The 25,960-nt window shown below is 35.7% G+C and carries 24 protein-coding genes; 7 read left to right on the top strand and 17 right to left on the bottom strand.

The genetic code is table 11. The features are described 5' to 3' along the window. Positions 1-29 precede the first annotated feature (29 nt). Complete coding sequence (locus tag AC5XHR_RS02200) at positions 30-344, bottom strand: hypothetical protein (RefSeq protein WP_495949142.1); 315 nt, start codon at positions 342-344, stop codon at positions 30-32. Positions 345-446: 102 nt separating this feature from the next. Between AC5XHR_RS02200 and AC5XHR_RS02195 the strand changes: the two genes are divergently transcribed. Then, a complete protein-coding gene (locus AC5XHR_RS02195; protein ID WP_495949141.1) occupies positions 447-1,226 on the top strand; it encodes a hypothetical protein in 780 nt (259 codons plus the stop codon). Positions 1,227-1,256: 30 nt separating this feature from the next. Here AC5XHR_RS02195 and AC5XHR_RS02190 read toward each other — a convergent pair whose 3' ends face one another. The 10 genes from AC5XHR_RS02190 to AC5XHR_RS02145 all read right to left on the bottom strand — a co-directional run bounded on the left by AC5XHR_RS02190 (position 1,257) and on the right by AC5XHR_RS02145 (position 11,578). Further along, positions 1,257-1,940, bottom strand: coding sequence for a hypothetical protein (locus AC5XHR_RS02190; protein WP_495949140.1), 684 nt, complete (start codon positions 1,938-1,940; stop codon positions 1,257-1,259). A 183-nt stretch (positions 1,941-2,123) separates the two neighbouring features. Next, positions 2,124-3,899: an acyl-CoA dehydrogenase FadE gene (locus tag AC5XHR_RS02185; RefSeq protein WP_495949139.1), complete on the bottom strand. Its 1,776-nt coding sequence runs from the start codon at positions 3,897-3,899 to the stop codon at positions 2,124-2,126. Between the two features lie 58 nt (positions 3,900-3,957). Next, a complete protein-coding gene (locus AC5XHR_RS02180) occupies positions 3,958-4,317 on the bottom strand; it encodes a four helix bundle protein (RefSeq protein WP_495949138.1) in 360 nt (119 codons plus the stop codon). 50 nt (positions 4,318-4,367) lie between these two features. Continuing rightward, positions 4,368-5,546 carry a thiolase family protein gene (locus AC5XHR_RS02175; RefSeq protein WP_495949137.1) on the bottom strand — a complete coding sequence of 393 codons (1,179 nt, stop codon included), beginning with the start codon at positions 5,544-5,546 and terminating at the stop codon, positions 4,368-4,370. Positions 5,547-5,591: 45 nt separating this feature from the next. After that, complete coding sequence (locus AC5XHR_RS02170) at positions 5,592-5,942, bottom strand: four helix bundle protein (protein ID WP_495949136.1); 351 nt, start codon at positions 5,940-5,942, stop codon at positions 5,592-5,594. Between the two features lie 57 nt (positions 5,943-5,999). Beyond that, a complete protein-coding gene (locus tag AC5XHR_RS02165) occupies positions 6,000-8,405 on the bottom strand; it encodes a 3-hydroxyacyl-CoA dehydrogenase/enoyl-CoA hydratase family protein (protein ID WP_495949135.1) in 2,406 nt (801 codons plus the stop codon). Positions 8,406-8,467: 62 nt separating this feature from the next. Further along, positions 8,468-8,920 carry a MarR family winged helix-turn-helix transcriptional regulator gene (locus AC5XHR_RS02160; RefSeq protein WP_495949134.1) on the bottom strand — a complete coding sequence of 151 codons (453 nt, stop codon included), beginning with the start codon at positions 8,918-8,920 and terminating at the stop codon, positions 8,468-8,470. A 168-nt stretch (positions 8,921-9,088) separates the two neighbouring features. Further along, positions 9,089-10,015, bottom strand: a complete 927-nt coding sequence (locus AC5XHR_RS02155; RefSeq protein ID WP_495949133.1) for an ABC transporter ATP-binding protein — start codon at positions 10,013-10,015, stop codon at positions 9,089-9,091. Then, positions 10,015-10,992: an iron chelate uptake ABC transporter family permease subunit gene (locus AC5XHR_RS02150; RefSeq protein WP_495949132.1), complete on the bottom strand. Its 978-nt coding sequence runs from the start codon at positions 10,990-10,992 to the stop codon at positions 10,015-10,017. Before AC5XHR_RS02150 ends, AC5XHR_RS02155 begins: the two co-directional genes overlap by 1 nt. A gap of 31 nt (positions 10,993-11,023) precedes the next feature. Continuing rightward, positions 11,024-11,578, bottom strand: a complete 555-nt coding sequence (locus AC5XHR_RS02145; protein WP_495949131.1) for a TlpA family protein disulfide reductase — start codon at positions 11,576-11,578, stop codon at positions 11,024-11,026. A 34-nt stretch (positions 11,579-11,612) separates the two neighbouring features. On the opposite strand from AC5XHR_RS02145, the gene AC5XHR_RS02140 reads away from it, so the two are divergent. The 6 genes from AC5XHR_RS02140 to AC5XHR_RS02115 all read left to right on the top strand — a co-directional run bounded on the left by AC5XHR_RS02140 (position 11,613) and on the right by AC5XHR_RS02115 (position 16,807). After that, positions 11,613-12,737, top strand: a complete 1,125-nt coding sequence (locus tag AC5XHR_RS02140) for a 2Fe-2S iron-sulfur cluster-binding protein (RefSeq protein ID WP_495949130.1) — start codon at positions 11,613-11,615, stop codon at positions 12,735-12,737. Between the two features lie 55 nt (positions 12,738-12,792). Then, complete coding sequence (locus AC5XHR_RS02135) at positions 12,793-13,356, top strand: SanA/YdcF family protein (RefSeq protein WP_495949705.1); 564 nt, start codon at positions 12,793-12,795, stop codon at positions 13,354-13,356. 144 nt (positions 13,357-13,500) lie between these two features. Further along, a complete protein-coding gene (gene udk / locus AC5XHR_RS02130) occupies positions 13,501-14,118 on the top strand; it encodes a uridine kinase (protein ID WP_495949129.1) in 618 nt (205 codons plus the stop codon). Position 14,119: 1 nt separating this feature from the next. Next, positions 14,120-14,470, top strand: a complete 351-nt coding sequence (locus tag AC5XHR_RS02125) for an FtsB family cell division protein (RefSeq protein ID WP_495949128.1) — start codon at positions 14,120-14,122, stop codon at positions 14,468-14,470. A 12-nt stretch (positions 14,471-14,482) separates the two neighbouring features. Then, positions 14,483-15,646, top strand: coding sequence for a methylmalonyl-CoA mutase family protein (locus tag AC5XHR_RS02120; protein WP_495949127.1), 1,164 nt, complete (start codon positions 14,483-14,485; stop codon positions 15,644-15,646). 12 nt (positions 15,647-15,658) lie between these two features. Further along, positions 15,659-16,807: a class I SAM-dependent methyltransferase gene (locus tag AC5XHR_RS02115; RefSeq protein WP_495949126.1), complete on the top strand. Its 1,149-nt coding sequence runs from the start codon at positions 15,659-15,661 to the stop codon at positions 16,805-16,807. Positions 16,808-16,860: 53 nt separating this feature from the next. On the opposite strand, the gene acs is transcribed toward AC5XHR_RS02115, so the two are convergent. From acs to AC5XHR_RS02085, 6 genes are all read right to left on the bottom strand, one after another. Further along, complete coding sequence (acs, locus tag AC5XHR_RS02110; RefSeq protein ID WP_495949125.1) at positions 16,861-18,768, bottom strand: acetate--CoA ligase; 1,908 nt, start codon at positions 18,766-18,768, stop codon at positions 16,861-16,863. A 21-nt stretch (positions 18,769-18,789) separates the two neighbouring features. After that, positions 18,790-20,694, bottom strand: coding sequence for an acetate--CoA ligase (locus AC5XHR_RS02105; protein WP_495949124.1), 1,905 nt, complete (start codon positions 20,692-20,694; stop codon positions 18,790-18,792). 36 nt (positions 20,695-20,730) lie between these two features. Further along, positions 20,731-21,093, bottom strand: coding sequence for a response regulator transcription factor (locus tag AC5XHR_RS02100; protein WP_495949123.1), 363 nt, complete (start codon positions 21,091-21,093; stop codon positions 20,731-20,733). Positions 21,094-21,147: 54 nt separating this feature from the next. Further along, a complete protein-coding gene (locus tag AC5XHR_RS02095) occupies positions 21,148-23,784 on the bottom strand; it encodes an ATP-binding protein (protein ID WP_495949122.1) in 2,637 nt (878 codons plus the stop codon). A 256-nt stretch (positions 23,785-24,040) separates the two neighbouring features. Next, positions 24,041-24,268: a DUF6814 family protein gene (locus tag AC5XHR_RS02090; protein ID WP_495949121.1), complete on the bottom strand. Its 228-nt coding sequence runs from the start codon at positions 24,266-24,268 to the stop codon at positions 24,041-24,043. A gap of 117 nt (positions 24,269-24,385) precedes the next feature. Next, entirely contained in the window at positions 24,386-25,888 is a 1,503-nt protein-coding gene (locus AC5XHR_RS02085) for an MFS transporter (protein WP_495949704.1), read from the bottom strand. Positions 25,889-25,960: the final 72 nt, after the last annotated feature.

The following is a 25,960-nucleotide window of genomic DNA, read 5'->3' as shown; positions in this document are numbered from 1 at the left end:
AATAAACATAGACTTTCTTAAAAGAGAGTCTATTTTTTTTCTACTTGTTTAAGTAAATCGTCTGTTACTGGTGCTTTCGCAACCGGTTTTTGCAAATTAGGAATAGTAAACAAGTCGTCATTTCTCTTAGGAGCTTTTAATGATGCATACAATTGCGAGTCGTTCGGCTTTTTATTAAAAGAATCCACCAATTTTGGCTTACTTAAGCTTTCTAATTTTGGTAATGGCTTAAAGTTAAGTTTAGAAGCGTCTAAATTATTTTTAAGCTCTGGAGTTTTAGGAGTTGTTTGCGCATAACCTAAGAAAACGATTCCTAACGCTAAAAGTGAATATACTTTTTTCATCACAATTAATTTGTTTAAAGATACAAAGTATTTTTTTACAGAGTAAAACGATTTATTTTTTTCAAAAAAGAAGTACATTTAGTATACTTAAAAACAGATCAAATGAGTAAGAAAATAGTGTTTATCGTTATTTCAATTCTATTATCGAGTTACATCAAAGCTCAAAAAACAGAAACCATCAAGATAGAAAGTGGGCAAGTTTATAAAAAGTATAAAGGCAACAAACTAGATAGTCTCGTTGTTTCGGTGATGGCGGAAAATTATGGGAATCATTTAGTTTTTACCAAAACGGATACTGAAGTTGTCGCTAGAAGCATTAATGATGAAAACTCTTTACTGAAATTTGGGCTGAAAAATGGGAAGCAATTCAAAACGTTCTTCTATAAAAAACATCCGATACTTTCTATTGAGACCATTGATTTTGATCGTTCTAATTTACCGAAAAATGCTTTTATCACGGGTTCTTATGACAAGAATGCCTTTTTTTATAACCTGTTGGTCATGGATTATGAAAAATTAGGAAATGATAATCCAGATAAAATTTTTAAGCTCTTTCACCGATTGAATATTGATCCAACTTTAAATTCTCTAGACTCAATTTTTGATGATGTTGCCAAATTCTTTTCACAAGAAGATGCGCTTTTAAAAATTTATAAAGGTAGCTACGCCGAAAAATTTGAACCACAAGCTACCGCTTGGTTAAAAACGGATAGCCAAGGTAAAATAGATAGAGGTATTATCTGGAAAAGCGATACAAAAAGTCCTGATAATGGGAAATATGAAGTTTATAAATCAGGAAAAATGATCAATTCGGGAACTGAAAGTCTAGAAAAATTTAGGAAAACTTTTGAAACTTTTATTTCGACTTTGGGTGAACGATAATAAAAAAAACCTCGCCATTGCGAGGTTTTTTTATTTTTTATCCGTGAAATAGATTTCCATTTTACCGTCTGTTGCCTTTAAATTGAGCATATAGCCTGCTTGTTCTGTAATCTTTGCTGGAGTTCCGTTTGTTTCAAATTCGGTATTGTTCAGTTGCTCTTTTGCCTTATAACCATCACTCATTTCCTTTGATTTCGAAATGGTATAGGTATCCCCATTGACTTGGGAGATTTTAAACCAGCCAAAACCAACATCTGATGCAATACGATCGCCTGGCTTTGTAAACGCTTCAAACCGACCAAAATAAATGTCGCCAGCTTGTGGTGCTTTTTCCATAGAGATATATTTTGCTGATTTCGGTGCATCGGGCTTCACGGAATCGTAAATCAAATACACAAAAAAGCCAATTATAGCCGCGGTAAAAATCCAACCAACGATGGTAAATTTAAACATAAACGAAGGAGCTGGAGTTTCCTGAATTTTTTGATTGGAAAAATCCTTCATTTCGGAAGTCCATAATTTTTTTGGAATCTTTTTTTGGTCAATTGTATCCCAATATTCAGTAAATGATTTTTTAGAATTAATTGTAAAAAATGCTGTTCTAGACTGAGTCCTGATAATATTCACCGTCATCGGATTGTCTTTTTTTACCGGATTTTGCAAGTGATTTGCAGGGTAAAAAGCTTCTTTTAATTGAGATACCCAAAAAAACATAGGCTATTATTTTTTAGATTTATAAATAAGGAATTGTTTTTTGAGTCCAATTTCGATGCCATTAAAATTTTTGTTTGAATAGTTTAGATATAAAAAAACCTCGCAATCGCGAGGTTTTTTTATTGTTTCGAGTTTAAGTTTTTTGAGTTTAAATCTCAAATCTCCACTCTCGAAATCTATTGTCTAGTAATTCCCTTTCTCCACGTAATGCGCAGCAATTTTCTCTGTAAGTGCTACAATGTTTGGAGTGTTGGTGTATTTCGTGAATCTTCTAAGACCAGACAACATCATTCTTTGCTCGTCGCCTTCTGCGAAAGAAACGATACCCTCTTTAGCCGCCGAAATTATTTTTTCAGTTGCTTTATAAAGGTTCAATTGAGCCATTGCAGCTTCTACTGAATCCGCTGAGAAGTGTTTTTCAGCTCTTAAGATTGCAGATTCTGCCATGTAAATTTGGTTTAAAATTTCAGAAGCGTTTAGCAATAAATGTTGTTGTTTCTCAATATCCATCATATATTTCTGAAGCGCTGCACCAGAAACCATCAAGAATACTTTTTTCAAGTTGGCGATGATTGCTTTCTCTTCGCTCATGTAAGCCGAATAATCTGGAACTTCGAAAGATGGAATTCCCATCAACTCTTTAGAAATCGCCATTGCAGGAGTTAAAAGGTCTAATTGCCCTTTCATAGCACGCTTAATTAGCATTCCAACTGCAAGAAGTCTGTTGATTTCGTTGGTTCCTTCATAAATTCTTGAAATTCTTGAATCTCTCCAAGCTGCTTCCATTGGTGTATCTTCTGAGAAGCCCATTCCGCCATAGATTTGGATACCTTCATCCGCTGTATGTTGTGCTAAATCTGATACGAAAACTTTTAGAATTGAACATTCAACCGCAAATTCTTCAACACCTTTCAATTCTGCTTCTTGGTGGTTCATTCCACCAGCAACCAAATCGTCGATTTTATCCTGAACATCTTTTGCAGCACGATAAGAACCTGATTCTGAAACGAATGTTCCAGTCGCCATTTCAGCTAATTTTTTTCTGATAGCTCCGAAAGTTGAAATCGAAACACCAAATTGTTTTCTCTCGTTAGAATATTGAATTGAATGATTTAAAATTCTTCTTTGCGCATCCAAACAAGCCGCAGCCAACTTGATACGACCAACGTTCAATGCATTTAAAGCGATTTTGAAACCGTTATTTCTTTCCCCTAACATATTTTCCACTGGAACTTTCATGTCGTTGAAGAAAACTTGTCTTGTAGAAGACGCACGGATACCCAATTTGTGCTCTTCTTCTCCTAAAGTTAAAGAGTTTGGATCTTCCAATTCAGAACGATTAATAACGAAACCAGTAATGTTTTTATCATCATCAATTTTCGCGAAAAGCGTGAAAGTATCTGCAAAACCTGCGTTAGAAATCCACATTTTTTGTCCGTTGATGATATAATGTTTTCCATCAGCCGAAAGAACCGCTTTTGTTTTTCCTGAATTCGCATCCGAACCTGCATCTGGCTCTGTCAAACAGTATGCTCCGAATTTTGTTCCTGCTGCCAAATCTGGAAGATATTTCGCTTTTAATTCCTCAGAACCGTACAAAAGGGTAGGAAGGGTCCCAATTCCCGTGTGCGCACCGAAAGCTGTAGCCAATGATCCAGTTGCACCAGAAAGGTAGTCGCAAGCCAACATCGTGTTGATGAAGCCCATTCCCATACCGCCGTATTGCTCAGGAACGGTGATTCCCAACATTCCCATTTCTCCTAATTTTTTCATACATTCTTCTGTGAATGCATAATCTTTATGTTCGAATTTTTCTCTATTCGGAACAACTTCTCTGTCGATAAACTCTTTTGCAGAGTCGCGAAGCATTTTTTGTTCTTCATTTAGCTCCTCCAAAGAGAAGATTTCGTTTGCTGGGATTTCCTTAATTAGGAACTCGCCGCCAATTAAATTTGCCATTATTTTATTTTTTTAATTTTACATTTTGATGAAAGAAGAAAGATGAAAGAGAAAAGACTCATCTCAAGAGCAAATTATTTTGAAAGCCCGAGATCATCTTTTGTAATTCAATTATTCTTAGTTCGATTTGATTAAAATTTTCGTTGTTAATGTAATTTCTCGCATTTGCTATGATAAGTTGAGTTTGAAGTTCGAAAAGAGAACCGAGACTAATCTCTAAAAATCTATTAAAATCTTTATCAGAACTGCGACTCGATCCTTCCGCAATGTTGGAAGGAACAGAAACGGCGCATCTTCGGATTTGAGATTTCAATCCAAATTCTTCATTTTTTGGAAAAAAATCAGAAACCGCATAAATTTCATTTGTCAATTCAATTGACAATTTCCAAATATTCAGATTTTTGAAATTATGCTTCATCTGGCTTCTTCAATCTTTTTTCTTTGTTCTTTCCTCTTTCCTCTTTCCTCTTAAAGTAACTCGTAAATCGCTGCCGCTCCTTGTCCAGTTCCCACGCACATGGTTACCATTCCGTATTTGTTGCCGCGTTTTTTCATTTCGTCGAATAGCTGAACCGCCAATTTTGCGCCTGTACATCCAAGTGGGTGACCAAGTGCGATTGCGCCTCCGTTTACGTTCGTGATTTCTGGATTGATTCCCAATTCGTTGATAACGGCAACCGATTGAGACGCAAATGCTTCGTTAAGTTCGATTAATTCGATATCATTTAATTGAAGTCCAGCTTGTTTTAATGCTTTTGGAACTGCGTAAACTGGTCCCATTCCCATAATTCTTGGCTCTAAACCTGCTGCAGCGTAAGAAACTAATCTTGCTTCTGGTTCCAATCCAAGTTCTTTCACCATTTCTTCAGACATTACGATTACGAAAGCCGCGCCGTCTGACATTTGAGAAGAATTTCCTGCTGTTACGCTTCCGCCTTGCGCGAAAACGGGTCTTAATTTAGCCAAGCCTTCCAAAGAAGTGTCTGCTCTAGGACCTTCATCCATTGCGAAATCAAATTTCTTTGATTGCAATTTTTGATTATCATCTACGAACGTATATTCAACAGGAACGGGAACGATTTGGTCTTTGAATCTCCCTTCAGCAATAGCTTTCAAAGCTTTTTGATGTGAATTAAATGCAAATTCGTCCTGAGCTGCTCTCGAAACATTGAATTCCTTAGCAACCGCTTCCGCTGTATAGCCCATTCCCCAATAATAATCAGGATTTGATTTTGCTAAAATCGGATCTGGAACGGGTTTGTAGCCACCCATTGGAATATAACTCATGGATTCTGTACCACCTGCGATGATACAATCTGCCATTCCTGATTGGATTTTTGCCGTTGCAATCGCAATAGCCTCCGATCCTGATGCGCAATATCTGTTAATTGTAACGCCCGGAACTTTATCAGTATTTAATCCCATTAAAGAGATTAAACGAGCAACGTTCAAGCCTTGTTCTGCTTCTGGCATTGCGTTTCCAACGATAAGATCGTCGATTCTGTTTTTATCTAATTGCGGAACTTCAGCCATTAGTTTTTCAATAACTGTAGCCGCCATTTCGTCGGGTCTTGTAAAGCGTAAAGATCCTTTTGGAGCCTTTCCAACCGCAGTACGGTAGCCTTTTATGATGTATGCTGTTTTCATTGTTTTTTTGTATTATGTACAATGTAAAAAGTACAATGTACAGGATTATTTAAAGTTGTTAATTAATTTGACAAGCATATTTTGAACATGTTTCAAGTGATTTAAAAGCAATTCAAAATTTTCAAGATTTACATATTCGAGGTTGAAAGAAATTAATAATTGTGTTTCAAACTCAAATGATGAAGCCAAAGCGATTGATAGAAACTGAACAAATTGTTTGTCTGTATCTCTTCCTGCTCCTTCTGCTATATTTGAAGGAACTGAAACCAAACTTCTGCGTGATTGAGAAGTTAAACCGAACAATTCTTCTTTTGGAAAAGATTTAGAAACTTTGTAATAAATTGTTGTTAATTCAATCGATTTTTTCCAAACTTCCAATTCTCTAAAATTGTGCATCTTAAAAATTATTTTAATTCAAAATACATTGTACATTGTACTTTTTACATCGTACAATCAATTACGCAACGGTTTACCAGTTTGTAACATGTGCTGAATTCTCTCAAGGGTTTTTCTTTCGCCGCAAAGGGAAAGGAAAGTTTCTCTTTCAAGATTCAGTAAATATCTTTCGGAAACGGCAGTCGGCTCAGAAAGATTTCCTCCTACCATTACGTTTGCTAGCTTGTCTGCAATTTTCTTGTCGTATTCTGAAATGAAATTTCCGGCAAGCATTTGGTCAGTTCCAACGTAGAACATTCCCAAAGCATCTTTTCCAAGAACAGTAACGGTTTCTTCGATGGGTTGTGTGTAACCTTGCTCAGCCATTAATTTTGCAACTTTTTTAGCTTCAGCAATTTGACGTTTTTTATCAACAACTACGATGTCTTTTCCGTGCTCCAAAATTCCCATATCGTAAGCTTCGTAAGCCGAAGTAGCTACTTTTGCCATTGCGATATTCATGAAAGCATCACGAAGTCTGTTGGTTTTCACGTCATCTTTTACAAAATCACGACACGTTCTCAACGTCATTTCTTTGGTACCACCACCGCCAGGAATTACCCCAACGCCAAGTTCCACCAATCCGATATAGGTTTCTGCAGCGGCAACAACGCGGTCAGCGTGAAGCGTCATTTCGCAACCACCACCCAAAGTCATCGTGTGAGGCGCTACCACAACTGGAATTGACGAATAACGAACTCTCATCATTGAGTTTTGGAAGTACGCAATCGCCATATTTAGGTCGTCCCAGTCTTGGTCAACCGCCATCATCATGATCATCGCTAAATTTGCACCAACAGAGAAGTTTGTACCTTGATTTCCGATAACCAATCCGTCGTATTCTTTTTCTGCAAGGTCGATTGCACGGTTTAGTCCGTCCAAAACTTCACCACCCAAAGAATTCATTTTAGAATGAATTTCGAAGTTGATAATTCCGTCGCCTAAATCTTCAATCGAAGCTCCAGAGTTGCTCCAAAGTGTTTTGTTTTTTCTGATATTATCAAGGATAATAAAGGCTTCTTGACCAGGGATTTGATCGTAGTTTCCTGAGTTTTTATCGTAGAATGTACTTTGACCTTCATCATTAACTTTATAGAATGTTTCATTTTTAGAAGCCAATTCTTTAGCCCAATCCGAAACTTCGTAACCCGCTTCTTTAGCCAATTCTACACCATTTTGAACGCCAACCGCGTCCCAAATTTCGAAAGGTCCATTTTCCCAACCGAAACCAGCTTTCATCGCGTCGTCGATTTTATAGATGTCATCAGAAATTTCAGGAACTTTGTGCGAAACGTACGCAAACATCGATCCTAAAGTCAATCTGTAGAATTCACCCGCTTTATCTTTACCACCGATTAACACTTTGAAACGATCCAAAGGTTTTTCAATAGTTTTCGTTAATTCTAAAGTTGGGAAACTTACTTTTCCTTGCGCTTCGTATTCTAAAGTATCAAGATTTAATCTTAGAATTTCTGAATTTCCTTCAGCGTTTTTCACTTTTTTGAAGAAACCTTGACCCGATTTCGAACCTAAGAAATTATTCGTCGTTAAGAAATCGATGTAACTTGGCATTGCGAACTGATCTTTGAACATATCTTGTTCAACACCGCTTTCGCGAACGCCGTTTGCCACGTGAACCAACGTATCTAATCCAACAACATCCGCCGTACGGAAAGTCGCTGATTTTGGACGACCGATAACTGGTCCTGTCAATTTATCAACATCAGAAATGTTTAAACCTAATTTCTGAATGGTATTAAAGATGTTCATAATTCCAAAAACACCGATTCTGTTCGCGATAAACGCAGGCGTATCTTTCGCCAAAACAGTGGTTTTTCCAAGGAATTTTGCGCCGTAAGACATGTAGAAATCTACAACTTCAGGAAGTGTGTGCGGCGTTGGAATAATCTCCAACAACGGCAAATAACGAACAGGATTGAAGAAGTGCGTTCCTGCGAAATAATCTTTGAAATCATCGCTTCTGCCTTCTGTTAAAAGATGAATTGGAATCCCCGATGTATTCGACGAAACCAAAGTTCCAGGCTTGCGGAATTGCTCGATCTTTTCGTAAACCGATTTTTTGATGTCCAATCTTTCTACCACAACTTCGATAATCCAATCGGTATTCGCGATTTTCTTCATATCGTCGTCGAAGTTTCCTACTTTAATTCTGCTCGCAAAACTTGGCGAATAGAGTAGTGCAGGACTTGCTTTCTGAAGTTTTCCTAAATTTTCGGTTGCAATTCTGTTACGAACGGCTTTGTCTTCTTTAGTCAAACCTTTTTTCTGTTCAGCTTCGTTCAGTTCAAACGGAACGATGTCCAAAAGCAATACTTCCACGCCAATGTTTGCAAAGTGCGCAGCAATACCGCTTCCCATGATTCCGGAACCTAATACTGTAACGTGTTTGATTCGTCTTTTCATTATGATATTATTTATTTTCTATTACTGAATAATGAAGCCTTTCGACTACATTATGATTCTAATTATTTTTTAGTTGAAAGTTCAATGGAAATTTGCATAATCTCACTCATTACTTCCTTAAAAACTTGAAGTTTTTCTTGTGGGATCTTTTCCATCACACGCGAGTTGAAATTCACAACGGTGTCTTTAGAAATATTTCGATAATTCAGCCCTTTTTCAGTGAGTTTAATAATCACTTCGCGTTTATCTACTTTGGTTTTTTCCTTATAGATATAGCCGTTATCTTCTAAAAGCTTGATTATTCTTGTTAAAGAGGTGGGTTCAATTGCCATTTTGGGTCCCAAATTGGTGCTTCGAGTTCCTTGTTTAGGATCGATTTTTAGCAGCGTTAATGCTTGAACTGCGGTCGAATCATATTCTTGAGCCATCTCGGAATACATTTTAGAAACCGAAATCCAAGTTTGCTTCAGAATAAGATCGATGTTTTCAATTTTGTCTTTTGGATTTTGTGCCATCTTAATTTGTGGTTTGTGACATATCCCAAAAATACTAATATTATGCATGCATAATACTTTTTGTTTTGTTAATTTTTGTTAAAATAATGGAAATCAAGGTTTTAAAAAATATTCAATGCATAATACTATGCATGCATAATACTTTTTAAACCGTTTTAGAATGTTGATTTAATGGATATTTTTCAATATTTCATCCATTTCTGCAAAACTTGACGCTTTGTATTGAGAATTTGATTGTGATATGAGCCAAATTCCGTCGCTGAATTCAAATTTAAACTCAGAAAGGTCTTTTTGATGATTTTTTTGAAGAAAAGAGTATAGTATTTCAGTCTCTAAATTAGGTGCTGAAATATAAGGTGGTTTAAAGTTTTCGCTGAACGAGAAAAGTGAAATTTTAGTCAATTCTTGGTGCTGATTCAAAATATCTTCCGTAATTCCAGAATGTAGTTTTTGGTTGAGGACATACCAAATTTTATCTGAAAACTCCTTGGCTAATCGCCAATCATGTGATGAGAACAGAATAAGCTTGTTATGCTGCTTTGCAAGTTTTCGTAATAGTTGTAGTATAATTATCTTGTTAGATTCGTCCAAATGAGTTGTAGGCTCATCAAGAATTAGAATGGGTGAATTCTGTGCAATAGCTCTTCCAATAAAGGCTTTTTGAAGATTTCCATCGGATAAATTAGTTAACAAAACATCTTGATAAGGTTGTAATTCGAGATCATCAATGATATGTTGAACTTCATCCAGATCTTCTTGTTTTAGCTGAAAATAATAGGGATAATGAATGTATTTTCCTAAAGAAATAAGATCGCGAACCGTGTAATATGAAGGAATTTGAGCTTTTGAAAACACAACAGCTATTTCTTGTGCAATTTGCTCCGTAGAAAGTGTTTGAATGTCCTTTTTGTTCAGAATTATTTTTCCATGAAATAATTCCAACTGATGAAGAATGGATTTAATTAATGTTGTTTTTCCAACGCCATTATTTCCAATAAGAAGACAAACATCACCTAAATTCAGTTTTGCATTCGTATCTGAAATAAGTGGTGTTTTATACCCAATCGAAATTTTTTGTAATTCTAAATAGCTCATTACGACAAGGTTTTTCCTTTTAACAACATGAAAATAATCACCGGAATCCCGAATATTGAACTAATAATATTAATTGGAATACTCAGAATTTCTGAAATAGATGAAAATACTTCCATAACTAAAATTCCCATAAGAATGTTGATCATCCATTGTTGCCATAGCTTGGCTGGATTATACAGCATTCGCCCAAAATGAGGAATGACAATTCCAATAAATAAAACCGGTCCTAAAAATGCCGTAACGGATGCAGATAAAAGGGAGGAAGCGATGATTATCAAATACTTAAGATGGTTAAGGTTGACTCCGATGCTCATTGCATATTGTTTTCCCAAAGCATTTCCCATTAAAGGTTTTATCGTCTTAAAACAGATGAAAAGTCCTACTAAAACACTAATTCCTAAAACAGTTAGTTGGTTGTTAGACAGTTGGTTATTGGCTCCGAAACTCCACAGTACGTAATTTTTTAAACTTTGATTGTTTGCATAGAATTGCATCAGAGAAATGATCGCTCCTGATAATGCGGAAATCAAAAATCCAAAAATGATCAAGAATGAAGAATTGGAAATTCGCCTTGAGAAGGTTAATAAGACCAAAAGCATTATCAAACTTCCTAAAATGGCACTAATATTTAAAAAACTGTTCTGCAAAAACTCAGGTAGAACCAAATCTTGCGACATGAAAATGTAGCAAGCGACCATTAAACTTGCCACAGAAGTGATCCCTAAAACTTCAGGTCCTGCCAAAGGATTTTGAAAATATTCTTGCAATAAAAACCCAGATGTAGGAATGGAAATTCCAGCTAAAAAAACAGCTATTACACGTTGTAAACGTAATTCAGCAACATCCGAGTTTGCACTTTGAGAATTCCAAAAGTCGGAAAAATTTAAGGAAATAAAACCTGTTGAAAGGTTCCAAAACAACGCAAAAAAGACAAGAATCACTAAAATTCCTAGGAGTATTTTAAAATTCTTGTCCATTCGTTATTGAATTTCTTTAGCAAAAATGAAATTATTGAAAAGCTTGAATTTGATTTTCAAGTTCTTCTTTCGAAATACTTCCATTCACTTCCTGAACTTTATCCCCTTTTCTCAAAATTGTAAAAGGAATAAATTCGCCTTTCCACGTTTTAAAATTCGAGCTGAAAAAGTTTTCATCTAGCATATTTCCATCCAAAAGTATCGTTTGGTTGCGGATTCCGTGTTCATCAACGAACGGGCTTACAAGCGTTCCCCAATCGGTTTTGCTATCTAAATTAACAAAGGTGAACTTAACAGGTTGTCCTTTCATTTGCTCCATTTTTTCTTTGAAATGCGGGATTTCCTTAACACAAGGTCCGCACCAAGTCGCAAAAAAATTAGTTACGTAAAGTGTATCGTTTTTACTTTGAAGTAATTGCGTCGTTTGTTCTGGTGAAAACTCTTCTAATGCCGCTGTAGAAACTTCTGGCGTTTCTACTGTTGTGATAGAATCACTTGGGTTTTCCGAATTTGTTGTTGTGGTTTCTTCCTTTTTACATGCAACCAATACGAGTGCAGCAATCAAAGGGAAAATTAACTTTTTCATAATAAAAATATTACCTATTTTTGGATTATCAAATATGGAAAAGATCTACAATAAAGGCAGACAAATCCACTTTCATGGCCTAAAATTAGCGAAAAAGCAACAGCTAACCAAAAATACCTTTGCATTAGAATTTGAAATTCCATCTTCTTTGCAATCGGTTTTTCAGTTTCAGGCAGGGCAATACATCCCAATTCAGTATCAATTCAAGGGTGAAACGTTTATTAACGACTATTCAATGACTTCGGCTCCGTACGAAGCAAAATTGACTATTGCCATAAAAATAAATTCAGATAAAAGTTCGGTAAACGGGCTTGTGGAACAAGAAATTGGCTCTATAATTCAAGTTGGAGAGCCTCAGGGACGATTTACTTTGGTTTCGAAACCGCATGAGTTTAGAACGATTTTAGGTTTTGTATCAGGAATCGGAATTACACCAATTTTAAGTCATTTCAAAAATATTTTACAGTCCGAGCCACGCACACGTTTGTTCTTGTTTTACGGGAACAAAACGCGTGAAGACATTGCTTTTCGTGACGAAATTGATGCGCTGGCAAAGCAATATGCAAATCGTTTTCAAGTGTTCTACTTTATTTCTAGGGAACAGGTGGATGATCATTTGTTATTTGGGCGTTTGGATGAACATAAATTGAAACTCATTATCAATCAAATCTTGCATTTGGATGATACGGATGAAGAATCAACGATCTGGGATGCTGTGGATGAAGTTTTGATTTGTGGAAAAGGAGAGATGATTAAAACGTTAGCGAATGCATGTTTCGAAAATGGAATACCGAAAAAAAATATTCATTTTGAACTCTTTGAAGAGTTTAACGAAGATATTTATCCGCAAGAGATTGAATTTCCATTGATTACCGATATTGATGTTGATTTCAAAATTCTAGGATCTTCTTATCAAACGAAGTTAGAAAATAATAAAACAAGACTTCTGCAACAGCTTTTAGAACAGAAGTTTCCCGTTCCATATTCCTGTAAAAGTGGGATATGTGGAAGCTGCGAATGTAAATTAATTGAAGGTGATGTGGAGTTGTTGGAAAATGAATATCTCACGGAAAAAGAAGTGGAAAAAGGCCATATTTTAGCTTGTATGTCAGTTGTTTTAAGTAAAAACATCAAAGTAAATTTTGATTTAGTTGAATAAATTTGGAAACATAGTAAAAATCGGGTTCCGAGTTGGGGAATTATCCATCGTCTTAATGATGTTGGCTAATATTTGGGTGTACGCCTTAACGAACGGACGAACCTATACGAAGATTTCTAAAATTCCACCAAGAGAAACGGCTTTAGTGCTAGGGACTTCTCCAAAAATGCGTTCAGGTGTCGCCAATCCTTACTTCGTCGCAAGAATGGATGCCACAGCGCTTTTGTATCATCACGGGAAAATCAAAAAGATTATTGTAAGTGGGGAGAAGAGTAAAGGGTACGATGAACCTGCGGCTATGAAGCGTTATTTAGCGTATGAAGAAGGGATTCCTGAAAATGTGATTATTGAAGATCCGAAAGGATTTAAGACGCAAATTTCAATTGAGAATGTCAAAAATATCTACCACGAGAAAAATATCATCATCGTTTCTCAGGGTTTTCATAACCTTCGAGCGTTGTTTTATGCTCGTAATAATAACCTCAATGCGCTTGGTTTTGATGCGCAAGATGTATATAAAAAAGAGAGTTTTTATCGTAACCAAGTTCGCGAATTTTTCGCTAGAGTACAAGCGGTTGTCTTCTATATTTTCGGTATTGAGCAAAAACCTAAAGTGTAAAGTTATAGTTTAAGTAAATTATATTTTAACATCTAATTAATAGATAGTTATGAAATTTATTTAAATAATACTTTAATACATTTTTTTTGAAATTTTTTCCAGAATTACATTTCATAAGTTCGTATATTTGTAAAAAATTATTTCATGCTTGTAATAGGAATTGCGGGAGGGACTGGATCCGGAAAAACGACAGTCGTAAATAAAATACTTCAACAATTAAATGCGGAAGGGGTTAATGTTCTTTCACAAGATAATTACTACCACGACAATCAACATTTGTCGCTTTCTGAAAGAGAAAAATTGAATTACGATCATCCTAAATCCATCGATTTCGATTTGCTTCTTGAGCAAGTGAAAATGCTGAAGAATAAAGAAACGATAGAGCAGCCTGTGTACAGTTTTGTAACGCACTCTAGAACTGGAGATTTTGTTTTGGTGGAGCCTAAAAATGTTCTTATTGTAGAAGGGATTTTGGTTTTAACGAATAAGGAATTGCTAAAAGAACTTGATTTAAAGGTTTTTGTTCATGCCGATTCGGATGAGCGTTTGATTCGTAGGATTCGAAGAGATACGCAAGAGAGAGGACGTGATTTGAACGAAGTTTTACACCGTTATCAAACGACCTTAAAGCCTATGCATCAGGAATTTATAGAGCCGTCTAAGAATGAAGCGGATCTTATTGTTCCAAATATGAAACACAACAATGTTGCTATTGACTTTTTAACGACTGTGATCAATAATTCACTAAAAAAAGTGCATTAATATGAAACCGAAACTTATCAAAGAAATAACGCCCAAATCGTCGGCTTTAAAATTTATTCAGAAATACGTTTTGAATAAATATACAATTACAATTTTTTTGTTTTTGATTTGGATGGTTTTCTTTGATAGTACTTCGTTTTTGGTTGTTAATGAGCTAAATCAAGAAGTGAATAAATACGAAGATCAATTGGAGTATTATAAAACAGAATACGAGAAGAATTCCGAGTTTTATAACCGATTGATGAATAATAAAGATGAAAAGGAAAAATTTGCTCGCGAAAATTATTTCATGAAGAAACCAAATGAAGAGATCTTTATTTTGGTTGCTGATAGTGCAAATACGACTAAATAATTTCACAATACTATGTTCGAAAAAGCTGGATTGCAAGAGTGGGAAACGCTTGTTAAAAAACAATTGAAAACCGATAATTATCTAGAAATTCTTCAAAAAGAGAATTTGGAGGGATTAGAGGTTAGGCCGTATTATCATCAAGAGGTAAAACCACTTGTTACTCTTCCAAAAATTGAAGAAAATACCAATTTGGTTTCCGAATATCATGAAGAATGGGAACAAGATGCTTTTGCGTTTTTATTGCACCAAAATGTAGAAGGTTTGGAGGATAAAGTATTGTTTATTGACAATAAAGCGTTGGCAGAGCATATAATTCCAGATGATGCCAATCGATATCTTTCTTTGGTTGATGTTTTCACTTCTGAAACGGGTGAGCTTGATGCAAATCTAGCGAAAGAGCTTCTAGAAAAAGGTTTTGAGCGAAGTATTGGAGTTGATGTGAGTTTCTTTCAAAATGCGGGTGCAAGTATTGCGCAGCAATTGGGAATCGCATTAGCCAAAACCAAAGATTTGGTAGAGAAATTTGATAGTTCCATTTTAGATTCTCTAGTTACTAAAATTGCAATTGGACCAAATTATTTCTTTGAAATTGCAAAAATAAGAGCTTGTAAATTAGTTTTCAATCAGTTGTCACAAGAGTTGGGTAAAGATCAACTAGCTTATATTTTTGCAGAAACGTCACTTCGAAACAAAGCAATCGATGATGAAGAAAATAACCTCATTCGTTCTACCTTGGAATTAGCGGCTGGAATGATTGGAGGTGCTGATGCTGTTTTTGCCAATAATTTCAAAATGAAAAATCCAACCAAATTATCGGATGAGATTTCATTTAAACAACAAATTGTCTTAGCGTACGAAAGCATTATTAATGTTTTTGAAGATGCGGGTAATGGAAGTTATTATGTTGAAGATTTAACTCAACAAATCGCCCAGAAAGCGTGGGACTATTTCTTAGAATTGGAGGCGCTGGGTGGTTTTTCTGAGGCGATGAAAGTTGGGAAAATTCAAAATGATGTTTTTAAGCAAGCGACGGAAGAACAAAAATGGGTTTCTGATGGTAAAATTAAACTTATCGGAGTGAATCTGTATCCAACGAAGGACATTACAAAGAACATCGGGCAATTGTATTCTAAAGATAAAATTCAAGCGGTTCGTTGGGCGGAAGCGTATGAATAAATAAAATTTGACGTGAATACGAAGATTTTAGAAAAATCAGTACAAGACTATATCAATGCAAATCTGAATTCGGATTTGCATTCTTTGTTATTGAAAAAATCGCCGTTTAAAGACGTGTCAAGTTTGGAGTTGGTTCAGCAGATTCAAGGTCGAAAAATAGCATCAAAAAAGTTTCCGTTTTTGGATCGCTCGGATATTATTTTTCCACCGCATTTAAATTTAGAACAGAGTAGTTCGGAATCAACAGCACGATATAAATCGAAAATTATTCAAGGGGAATCTTTTGCGGATTTAACTTCAGGATTTGGAGTTGATGCCTATTATTTTGCACAAAAATTTTCTAAAGTATTGTTAAATGATTTAGATGAATCTTTACTTGAGTTAGTGAAATATAATTGGTCTATTTTACAACAGGATGCAGAATTTAATTCAAGTAAAATTGAGGATTTTATTTTGAATGAAAATGAAAATTTTGATGCGATTTATTTTGATCCCGCAAGACGAGATTCTACGAAAAAGAAAGTCTTTTTGTTAGAAGATTTGTCACCAAATATTTTGGAAATTCAAGAGCAGCTTTTGAAAATCGCACCGCAGATTTTAATAAAATTGTCGCCTCTAATTGATTTGCAGTATTTGAAAAATGAACTTCGAAATTTGGCAGAAATTCACATTGTTGGTGTTCGAAATGAAGTGAAGGAAGTCTTGGTTTTATTGAAGCGGGAGACATCAGATTCTACACGAATTGTTTGCGTGAATTTAGAAGCTTCAGAACCAAATTTTGAATTTGAAATGGGTGATGAAAAAGTGGATGCAAAATTTTCTGAGGTTCAAAATTATCTTTACATTCCGAATAATTCAATTTTAAAATCGGGAGCTTTTAATTTAGTTTCAAAACAATTCAGAATTCAAAAATTACATTCAAATACGCAATTATATACTTCAAATAAACATATTGATGATTTTCCAGGTCGTGTTTTAAACGTTGATAAAATTAGCGGAAAAGAACTTAAAAAAGGAGAGAAGTTTAATATAATTTCAAAAAATTATCCTTTGAAACCGGAAGAAATCAAGAAAAAGTATAAACTGCAAGATGGTGGCGAAAACTATCTTATTGCAACGCAAGATTCTAGCGGGAAAATTCTTTTGAAATCTATAAAATAGAAAACCTCACCAAAGTGAGGTTTTCGTTGGAAATGATGTAAAATAGGGAATTATTATATTTTTTCATCTTTAATTTCATCCACAATTTCTGGATTCAATAAAGTTGAAATATCACCAAAATTGGAGAAATCACCTTCGGCAATTTTTCGTAAAATACGTCTCATAATCTTACCAGAACGCGTTTTTGGTAAGCCAGAAACAAACTGAATCTTATCTAATTTCGCAATAGGACCAATGGTTTCCGTAATCACCTGATTTATTTCTTTGCGTAAATTTTCACGATCTCTCGTTTCGCCAGTTTCTTTCAAAATTACATAACCGTACAAGCCGTTCCCTTTGATATCATGCGGATAACCAACGATTGCGGATTCAGCAACAGCTGGATGTAAATTAACACTGTCTTCAATCGGAGCAGTTCCTAAATTATGTCCAGAAACGATAATCACATCATCGACACGACCTGTAATTCGGTAGTAGCCAACCTCGTCTCGCAAAGCACCATCACCAGTGAAATATTTACCTGGAAAGGCGGTGAAATAGGTTTCCTTATAACGTTGATGGTCGCCCCAAATCGTTCGTGCAATTCCAGGCCAAGGAAAACGAATGCAGAGGTTTCCATCAACTTGATTTCCAGAAATTTCATTACGTTTTTCGTCCATTAAAACAGGCTGGATTCCCGGAAGTGGAAGAGTTGCATACGTTGGTTTTGTAGGTGTGACAAATGGAATCGGCGAAATCATAATTCCACCCGTTTCAGTTTGCCACCATGTATCTACAATCGGGCATTTTTTCTGACCAACGTGATCATTGTACCAATGCCAAGCTTCATCATTAATAGGTTCTCCAACAGATCCAATAACGCGAAGGCTGCTTAAATCGTGCTTTTCAACCCATTCGTAACTTTCTTTTGCAAGCGATCGAATCGCCGTAGGTGCGGTGTAGAATTGAGAAACTTTGTGTTTCTCGATAACTTCCCAAAAACGATCGGGCTCAGGGTATGTCGGAACACCTTCAAAAATCACCGTTGTCGCTCCATTTAATAACGGTCCGTAAACGATATAAGAATGTCCCGTAATCCAGCCGATATCCGCCGTACACCAATAAATATCGTTTTCTTTATAATTGAATACGTTTTTGAATGTATATGCAGAATAAACCATGTATCCAGCGCATGTATGAAGCATTCCTTTCGGTTTTCCAGTAGAACCTGAAGTATAAAGGATGAATAACGGATCTTCTGCGTCCATAATTTTAGTAACAAAATCAGCAGAAGCTTTTGGATAAACGTCTTTCAGTAGAATATCTCGACCTTCTTTAATTTTGATTTCGGTATTAGTTCGGTTGACAACCAGAACTTTTTCTACTGTAGGACACTTCTCTACAGCTTCGTCGATAATCCCTTTTAAGTCAATAGCTTTGTTGCCTCTATAACTACCATCAGATGTGATGATTAGCTTTGCTTCACAATCGTTGACACGAGAAGAAACTGCAGAAGCAGAGAATCCTGCAAAAATAACCGAATGCACAGCACCCATTTTTGCACAAGCAAGCATGGTTACAGCTAATTCCGGAATCATTGGTAAATAAATACAAACTCGATCGCCACGTTTTACACCTAAGTCCGTTAAAACATTCGCCATTTTATTGACTCTTTCATACAAATCACGGTAGGTAATATGTTGTGCTTCTTCTTTTGGGTTGTTCGGTTCCCAAATAATTGCAGTTTTATCACCTCTTTCGGATAGATGTCGATCTAAGCAGTTTTTGGTGATGTTCAGTTTTGCATTTTTAAACCATTTAATTTGGGCTTCTTCCATATCAACATCAAAAACTTTGGTCCAACGTTGATACCAAACAAAGTTTTCATCCGCTATTTTGTCCCAGAATTTTTTCGGGTTTTTAATGGATTTTTTGTATTGTTTAAAGTAATCTGGAAGATCACTTATTTCATAATTATTCATTTTTCTTTTTGTTATTTTATGTTATTTTTTCTGCTTAGCTCTATATTCTTCTAATTTGGATTCTATTTCCCCAATAATGGCTTCATCATCGATAGTTGAAGGAATTTGAAATTCTTTTCCGTCCAACATAGTTCGAATTAATTTTCTGAGAATTTTACCTGAACGTGTTTTAGGTAATCTATTGACTATCATAATGTTTCTAAGACAAGCGACCGCTCCAATTTTTTCACGAGCGATTTGTACAATTTCACGTTCAACATCCTCTTCTGTTGTTTTCGAATTTGATTTTAGTACAGCCAATCCAAATGGAATTTGACCTTTCAAATCGTCATCAATTCCAACCACACAACATTCAGCAACATCCTTATGGCTAGAAACGGCTTCTTCCATTTCCGCTGTTGACAAGCGGTGACCAGCTACATTAATAATGTCATCAACACGACCCGTGATGAAGATATAGCCGTCTTCATCGCGGATTGCGCCGTCTCCTGAGAAATAATATCCTGGAAATTTTGATAAATATCCGAATTTAAATCGTTCCTGATCGCCCCAAATTCCAGATAATGTTCCTGGAGGAAGAGGAAGTTTAATCACCAAGAACCCTTCGTGATGCTCTTCTAATTCGTATCCATCTTCGTCAAAAATTTTAATATCATAACCTGGAATTGGTTTTCCAGCCGAGGCTCTCTTTATTTGAACTTCTTCAACACCGGGCATTAACGCTAACATGGGCCAGCCGCTTTCTGTTTGCCACCAATGATCAATTGCGGGAACTCCAATTTTTTCCTGATACCAGTCTAAAGTCGCTACATCACAACGTTCTCCAGCCAAAAACTGCGTTCTGAGGGAAGAAATATCGTATTTTTTTATTAATTCACCTTCAGGGTCGTCCTTTTTAATTGCTCTAATCGCTGTTGGAGCACAAAACATTACAGAAACTTTATGGTTATCTATCACTCGCCACGTGGTTCCTGCATCAGGAGTCATAATTGGTTTTCCTTCAAAAATAACCGAAGTATTACGATTAATCAACGGGCCATAAATAATAAAAGAATGCCCAACAACCCAACCAATATCCGAGGCTGCCCAAAAAACTTCACCTTCTTTCAACCCATAAATTTGAGACATGGAGAATTTTAAAGCCGTTGCATAGCCGCCTGTATCTCGAATGACACCTTTAGGCTTTCCTGTTGTTCCTGAAGTGTACAAAACATACAACGGATGAGTTGATTCTACTGGGACACAATCAGCTGGATCAGATGTATCTATAAGTGATTGAAAATTAGTTAATAAGCTTTCTTTTTCCCAATCAATTTTATTGCCCCAAAGTTGTCTGTCATAAGCAATGATGTGATCCACCTTGTTTTCAGCTAAATTATAAGCCTCTTTCACGTACGGTAAATAGGGGATTCGTTTCTTGATTTCTACACCAGCACTTGCCGTGATAATGGCCTTAGGAAGACAATCGTCAATACGAATAGCCAGTTCATGTGGTGCAAATCCACCGAAAACAACAGAATGAATAATTCCCAAACGCGCGCAAGCAAGCATCGCATAAGCAGCTTCTGGAATCATCGGCATATAAATAACAACCGTATCGCCTTTGGATAAACCTAAATTCTGAAGTCCACCCGCGAATTTTGAAACCCGTTCTTGTAAATCTTTAAAGCTAATTTTTTCAATAACATCCGTTACTGGCGAATCATAAATGTAAGCGATTTGATCGCCAAAACCTGCTTCTACATGACGGTCAACGGCTAAATAACATGCATTTGTTTCACCATCAGGAAACCAAATTGGATATCCATTTTTATCTTCAGAAAGAATGGTTTCTGGTTTTTTGAACCAAGATATTTTGTCGGCTTGTTCGGCCCAAAATTGCTCTTTGTTTTCGACACTTTGGTCGAACATTTCTTGAGATTTCATATTTTCTTTTGTTTATTTAGGTGGTGTTCTGCTCGATTACGTCAAAAGTTCTTCAACGCGTTCAAGCAGCTTTTTGATGGAATAGGGCTTGGTGATATAATCATCAGCGCCTAAGTCTAATCCCTTTTGAATATCGTTTTCTCCCGCTTTTGCTGATAGAAAAATTACTTTAATATCCTTGAATTTTTCTTGACTTTTTATATGATTTAACGTTGAAAATCCATCCAGCTTTGGCATCATAATATCCAACAAAATCAGATCTGGCTTATCGTTTTGAATGATTTCTAAAACTTCGGTTCCGTCTCTTGCGATGAAGATTTCGTAACCCGCCTTGCGAAAGGCGTATTCTAGCGTCATTACAATTTTGTGTTCATCATCTGCAATAAGTATTTTTTGCATATCGTTCTTTCATTTAGTTGTGACTATGTCTATTTTGGTTGGAATAATTTAAGATTATTTTTTTAAAATGATCTCAAAAACCACTCCTAGACTCTTATTTTTAACAGAAATTTCACCTTCGTGGGCATCAATGATGCGTTTGCAAATTGCTAAGCCAAGGCCGCTTCCTAAAGGTTTTCTAATGTTTTGATTTTTACTTTGATAAAATTTATCAAAAATATAGTGTAAGTCTTCTTCTTCAATAGGTTTTCCAGTATTGAAAATACTAATGATCAAACTCTCTTCATTCTCTTTGAATTTGGTTTGTATCATTCCTTTTTCTAAAGTGAATTTTACAGCATTTCCTAAGATATTCTGGAAAACTTGAATTAATTTGTTTTCATCATAAACGTAAACCTCTTGCTCTAGCAAATTAACTTCAGAATGATGAAGATTTTTTTGATCCATCAAATTGAGCAAAGGTTTTACGGCTTTTAAATAGGTTTCTAAAATATTGTGTTTTCCCTTTTGTAATGGGAGATTTCCGGTTTCTAATTTATCTAAATACAAAATATCATTAATGATTTCTGCCAAACGATCCGACTCGGAAATGATGTTCTCTAAAAAGTCTTTTTTAATATCTGAAGGCATATCTTCATCATCCAAAAGGATCTCCGAAGTCGCTCTGATGGCTGTAATTGGAGTTCGAAGTTCATGGGCAACAGAATCCAAAAACTCATCTTTTTGTTTGTCTTTTATTAACAAACTTTCATTAGCATTTTGAAGTTCGTTGGATAGAATTTGCAGTTCTGATGATTTTTCTTGCAATTGCTTATTAATACTGATGTTTTCCTTAGATTCTTCGAGAATTTTTAAAACTTCGGGAAGAGCAATATGTTCTTCTTTGGCGACCCCTTCTATGAGGATTTTCGCCGATGCAGTGCCAATTCTACCACTTAAAAGATTTTCTGAAAACTTGATAAAACGCGCATCTGCAGCATTATTGTCGGAAGGAATATCGTATTTGATATTGAAAATTTTTAAGGCTTGCTCGGTTTTCTTTTCACCTAAAAAGCGAACTAATATTTTACGAATATCCGATACATTTGCAGATCCTTTCCAAATAAAAGCGTTTTCATGATTTTGAATATAATCATCAATATCAACATAGATTTCGGCTAAATTACGTTCGCGATAATTCCCAATTGTACTTACGGAAATGGTAGCATATAAGATGATATTCACCAAAATGCTCCAAAAAAATACATTAGCAATCTCATCCAAATACGGAATTTGTAGCGCTTGAAAAATAGAATTTTGCTCAATTTGTGGAAAATACGTTGGGAGAATTAAGAACATATAACATATTACGATTCCAGAAACCAAGCCCGCTACCGCACCATAAAAAGTTCCTCTTCGCCAAAAAAACGCACCAAAAAAGGAAGGTCCCAATTGAGCGATAAGTACAAAAGATATCATTCCTATTGAGAATAGTGAAAATGGAGAAGTGAGGTATTTGTAAAAAATGAAACTGCTGATAATCAAAAAGAAAATTCCGAATTTTCGGATATTCATAATTGAATTATTGTTATCTATTTCATCTTTCTTTTTAAAACGATCAAGCCAGCCGTACGGAATGATAATGTTATTGGAAAGCATGATGGATAGCGAAATACTTGAAATAATGATCATCGAAATACACGCACTTAATCCCCCTAAAAATACCATGCTGGTAATTAAAAGAGTTCCGAATTTTTGTGGGATCAATATGGAATAAAATTCTGGATTCACGTTTTGGTCTTCGAATAAAACATTTCCGCCCCAAGCGATTGGAAAAACAAAAATGTTAATCAATAATAAATAGAGTGGGAAGAGCCAAATCGCCGTGTGAATATGCTTTTCCTTTCGGTTTTCTACGATTGCGGTGTGAAACTGTCTTGGCAATAAAAATATGGCCGACATCGAAATCAAGGTCATGAAAAACCAATTAATACCGCTCTCTATTCCAGAAAATGTATTTTTTTTGTTGAATAAAGGGAGTTTTGCAGCTTTCGAATACAAATCATCAAAACCATTAAACACACCATAAACAACGAAAAGTCCAAGAATAATGAAGAAAATGAGTTTTAAAAAACTTTCAACTGCAACGGCCGAAATAATTCCTAATCTTTTTTCGGAAGCATCAACATATTTGGTTCCATAATACGAGGAAAATATCGCAATTATCAAAACCACATAGGTTGCCGAATCGGTGAAAATATTAGTAGAGTCGGGTGTTTCCGTTAAAAGATGGAATGTTTCTGATATGGCTTTAATCTGCAAACCGATATACGGAATAATCGCTGCAATGCATACAATGGCTACAATTGCGCCCATTAAACGGCTATTTCCGTAGCGAAGCGAAATAAAATCAGCAATCGATGAGATTTTATGAACTCGTGCAATTCGTAAGATCTTTTTATTGATCACAATCCACGCTGGAATGATGATGACAGGACCAATATAAATTGCTAAATATTCCAAACCGGAATTTGCGGCCACACCAATACTTCCGTAATAGGTCCAAGCCGTGCAATAGACCGCCAATGATAAAGAGTAGATATACGGATTGTTCAGCCAAAAGTTTCCCTTCTTTTTTTCTGCGGTGTACGCAATGAGAAACAATAAACCAAGGTAGATAATAACCAATATGAATAAAACCGAACTACTCATCAAATTTTTTGAAAACGAAATACGATGCTATACTAGAACCCAGCCAAACGATAAAGATATATGCATAAATAGCGGGCAATCCAAGAATCGATTCCGAGGAATTGAATAGAAATAAAATCGGAACATTAAAAAGCACCAACAAGAGAAAACTTAAAATTACTAATTTTTGCTGATGCCTTTTTTTCATGTTCCTTGTTTAGAATCAAGATCTAATTTTTGCAAATTTGAATCTGATTTTTTTTTTTTTACTACTTAATTACATATTCTCTTTAGAATATTCGCCTTTTAACGCGTACCAACCGAATACGCCTAAACCGCCAACCACGATGGGTAAAAGGATAAACACAATGATAATTCCGAATACTTTATCTTCTTGGTGATCGGAAGTTAGCTTTGGAACACCCATTTCTGTTAGTCCGAAGTATAGAACTACGGCTGCCAAAAGAATCCAAACGATTCCTAATATTTTTTTAATACTGTCCATTGTAATAACTTTTTAAATTTACTTAATTTTAAGTTTGTTTAACCTGAGAATTTTAAATTTAGAATGAGAAAAAATTCTCAGGATTTTCTTGTTTTATTGTTGAATATTCGAGTTTAATTATTCGACATTTTTGTCTTTTCCATTTAGGTAGATTAAACCAATAATGAAACATATTGCGCCAACAATTATCGGATACCAAAGCCCTTCCAAGTACCACTGCGAGTGTCCTGATGTTTTTGCAGAAGTAACCAAATAGGTAGAAACCGCCGGTAAAAGTCCTCCAAAAACCCCATTACCAATGTGATATGGCAGTGACATGGACGTGTATCGGATTCGAACGGGGAACATTTCAACCAAGAAAGCAGCGATCGGTCCATAAACCATAGTTACGAAAATGACTTGGATAAAAACGAGGAATACTAAAGTCCAACGTGTGTCTGGATCAACAGTTATCGCTGTGTTTACTTTTGGTTCTTCCACTTTTCCATCTTTCATGACTGGTCCTGCAGGTGAAAAATGAACAATGCTATCTTTTTTTACAACAAATCCATCTTCGTATTTGGTTTCATGATGGAAAGTAATTGTACTATCACCAGCGATTTTAGCATGAGCAACGGCTGTTCTTTTGTCTGAAATTCCATTTGCAAGAACCGTTTTTTGGGATGTATCGGCTAGTTTATACATTTTATCATAAATCGGACGATAGGATATAATGGCAACCAAAATACCGATGAGAATAATTGGTTTCCTTCCGATTTTATCTGATAGCCACCCGAAGAGAACAAAGAAAGGCGTTCCTAAGAAGAGGGCAAGCGCCATTAAAGAGTCCACTTGTGCAGATTCTAGGTTCATGGTTTTTTGCATGAAACTCATGGCGTAAAACTGACCGGTGTACCAAATAACACCTTGTCCCATGACTGCTCCAAATAAAGCTAATAGAACAAATTTGAAATTGAATTTGTTTCCGAAAGATTCTTTTAAAGGATTTGTTGATGTTTTTCCTTCTTTTTTGGCCTTTGCAAAAAGTGGAGATTCTTTCATATTTCGTCTGATGATGTACGAAACACCAACCATTAAAATAGAAATCCAAAATGGAATTCTCCATCCCCAACTATCAAATTCTTCCGCTGTTAAAGATGATTTTGTAACTAAAATAACGATAAGTGAAATGAATAAACCTGCTGTTGCCGTAGTTTGAATCCATGAAGTCCAATAACCTCTTCTTCCAGGTTGAGCGTATTCCGCAACATAGGTCGCAGCGCCGCCGTATTCACCACCTAAGGCTAAACCTTGTAATAATCTTAGGATTAAAACGATAACTGGAGCGGCATAACCAATCGTTTCATACGATGGTGTACAGCCGATTAGGAAAGTGGAAACTCCCATGATGATTAGGGTGACCAAGAACGTGTATTTTCGCCCGATCATGTCTCCTAATCTTCCGAAAAATAAGGCTCCGAAAGGACGAACAACAAACCCAGCAGCAAAAGTTGCTAATGTTGATAAAAATGCGGCAGTAGGATTGTCTGCTGGGAAAAATTTGGTTGATAAAACAATGGCAAGACTTCCGAAAATATAGAAATCATACCATTCAATAAGGGTTCCCAATGAAGACGCCATAATCACGCCCCAAATGGTTCTGTTTTTTTGCTTTTCTGAAACGGCTGGCTCCGCTTCAGAAGAGTAGTTTTC

The organism is Kaistella sp. CFF1-2 (assembly GCF_059509915.1).
The sequence above is the reverse complement of the archived record's forward strand: the minus strand, read 5'-3'. Positions and strand labels throughout refer to the sequence as shown.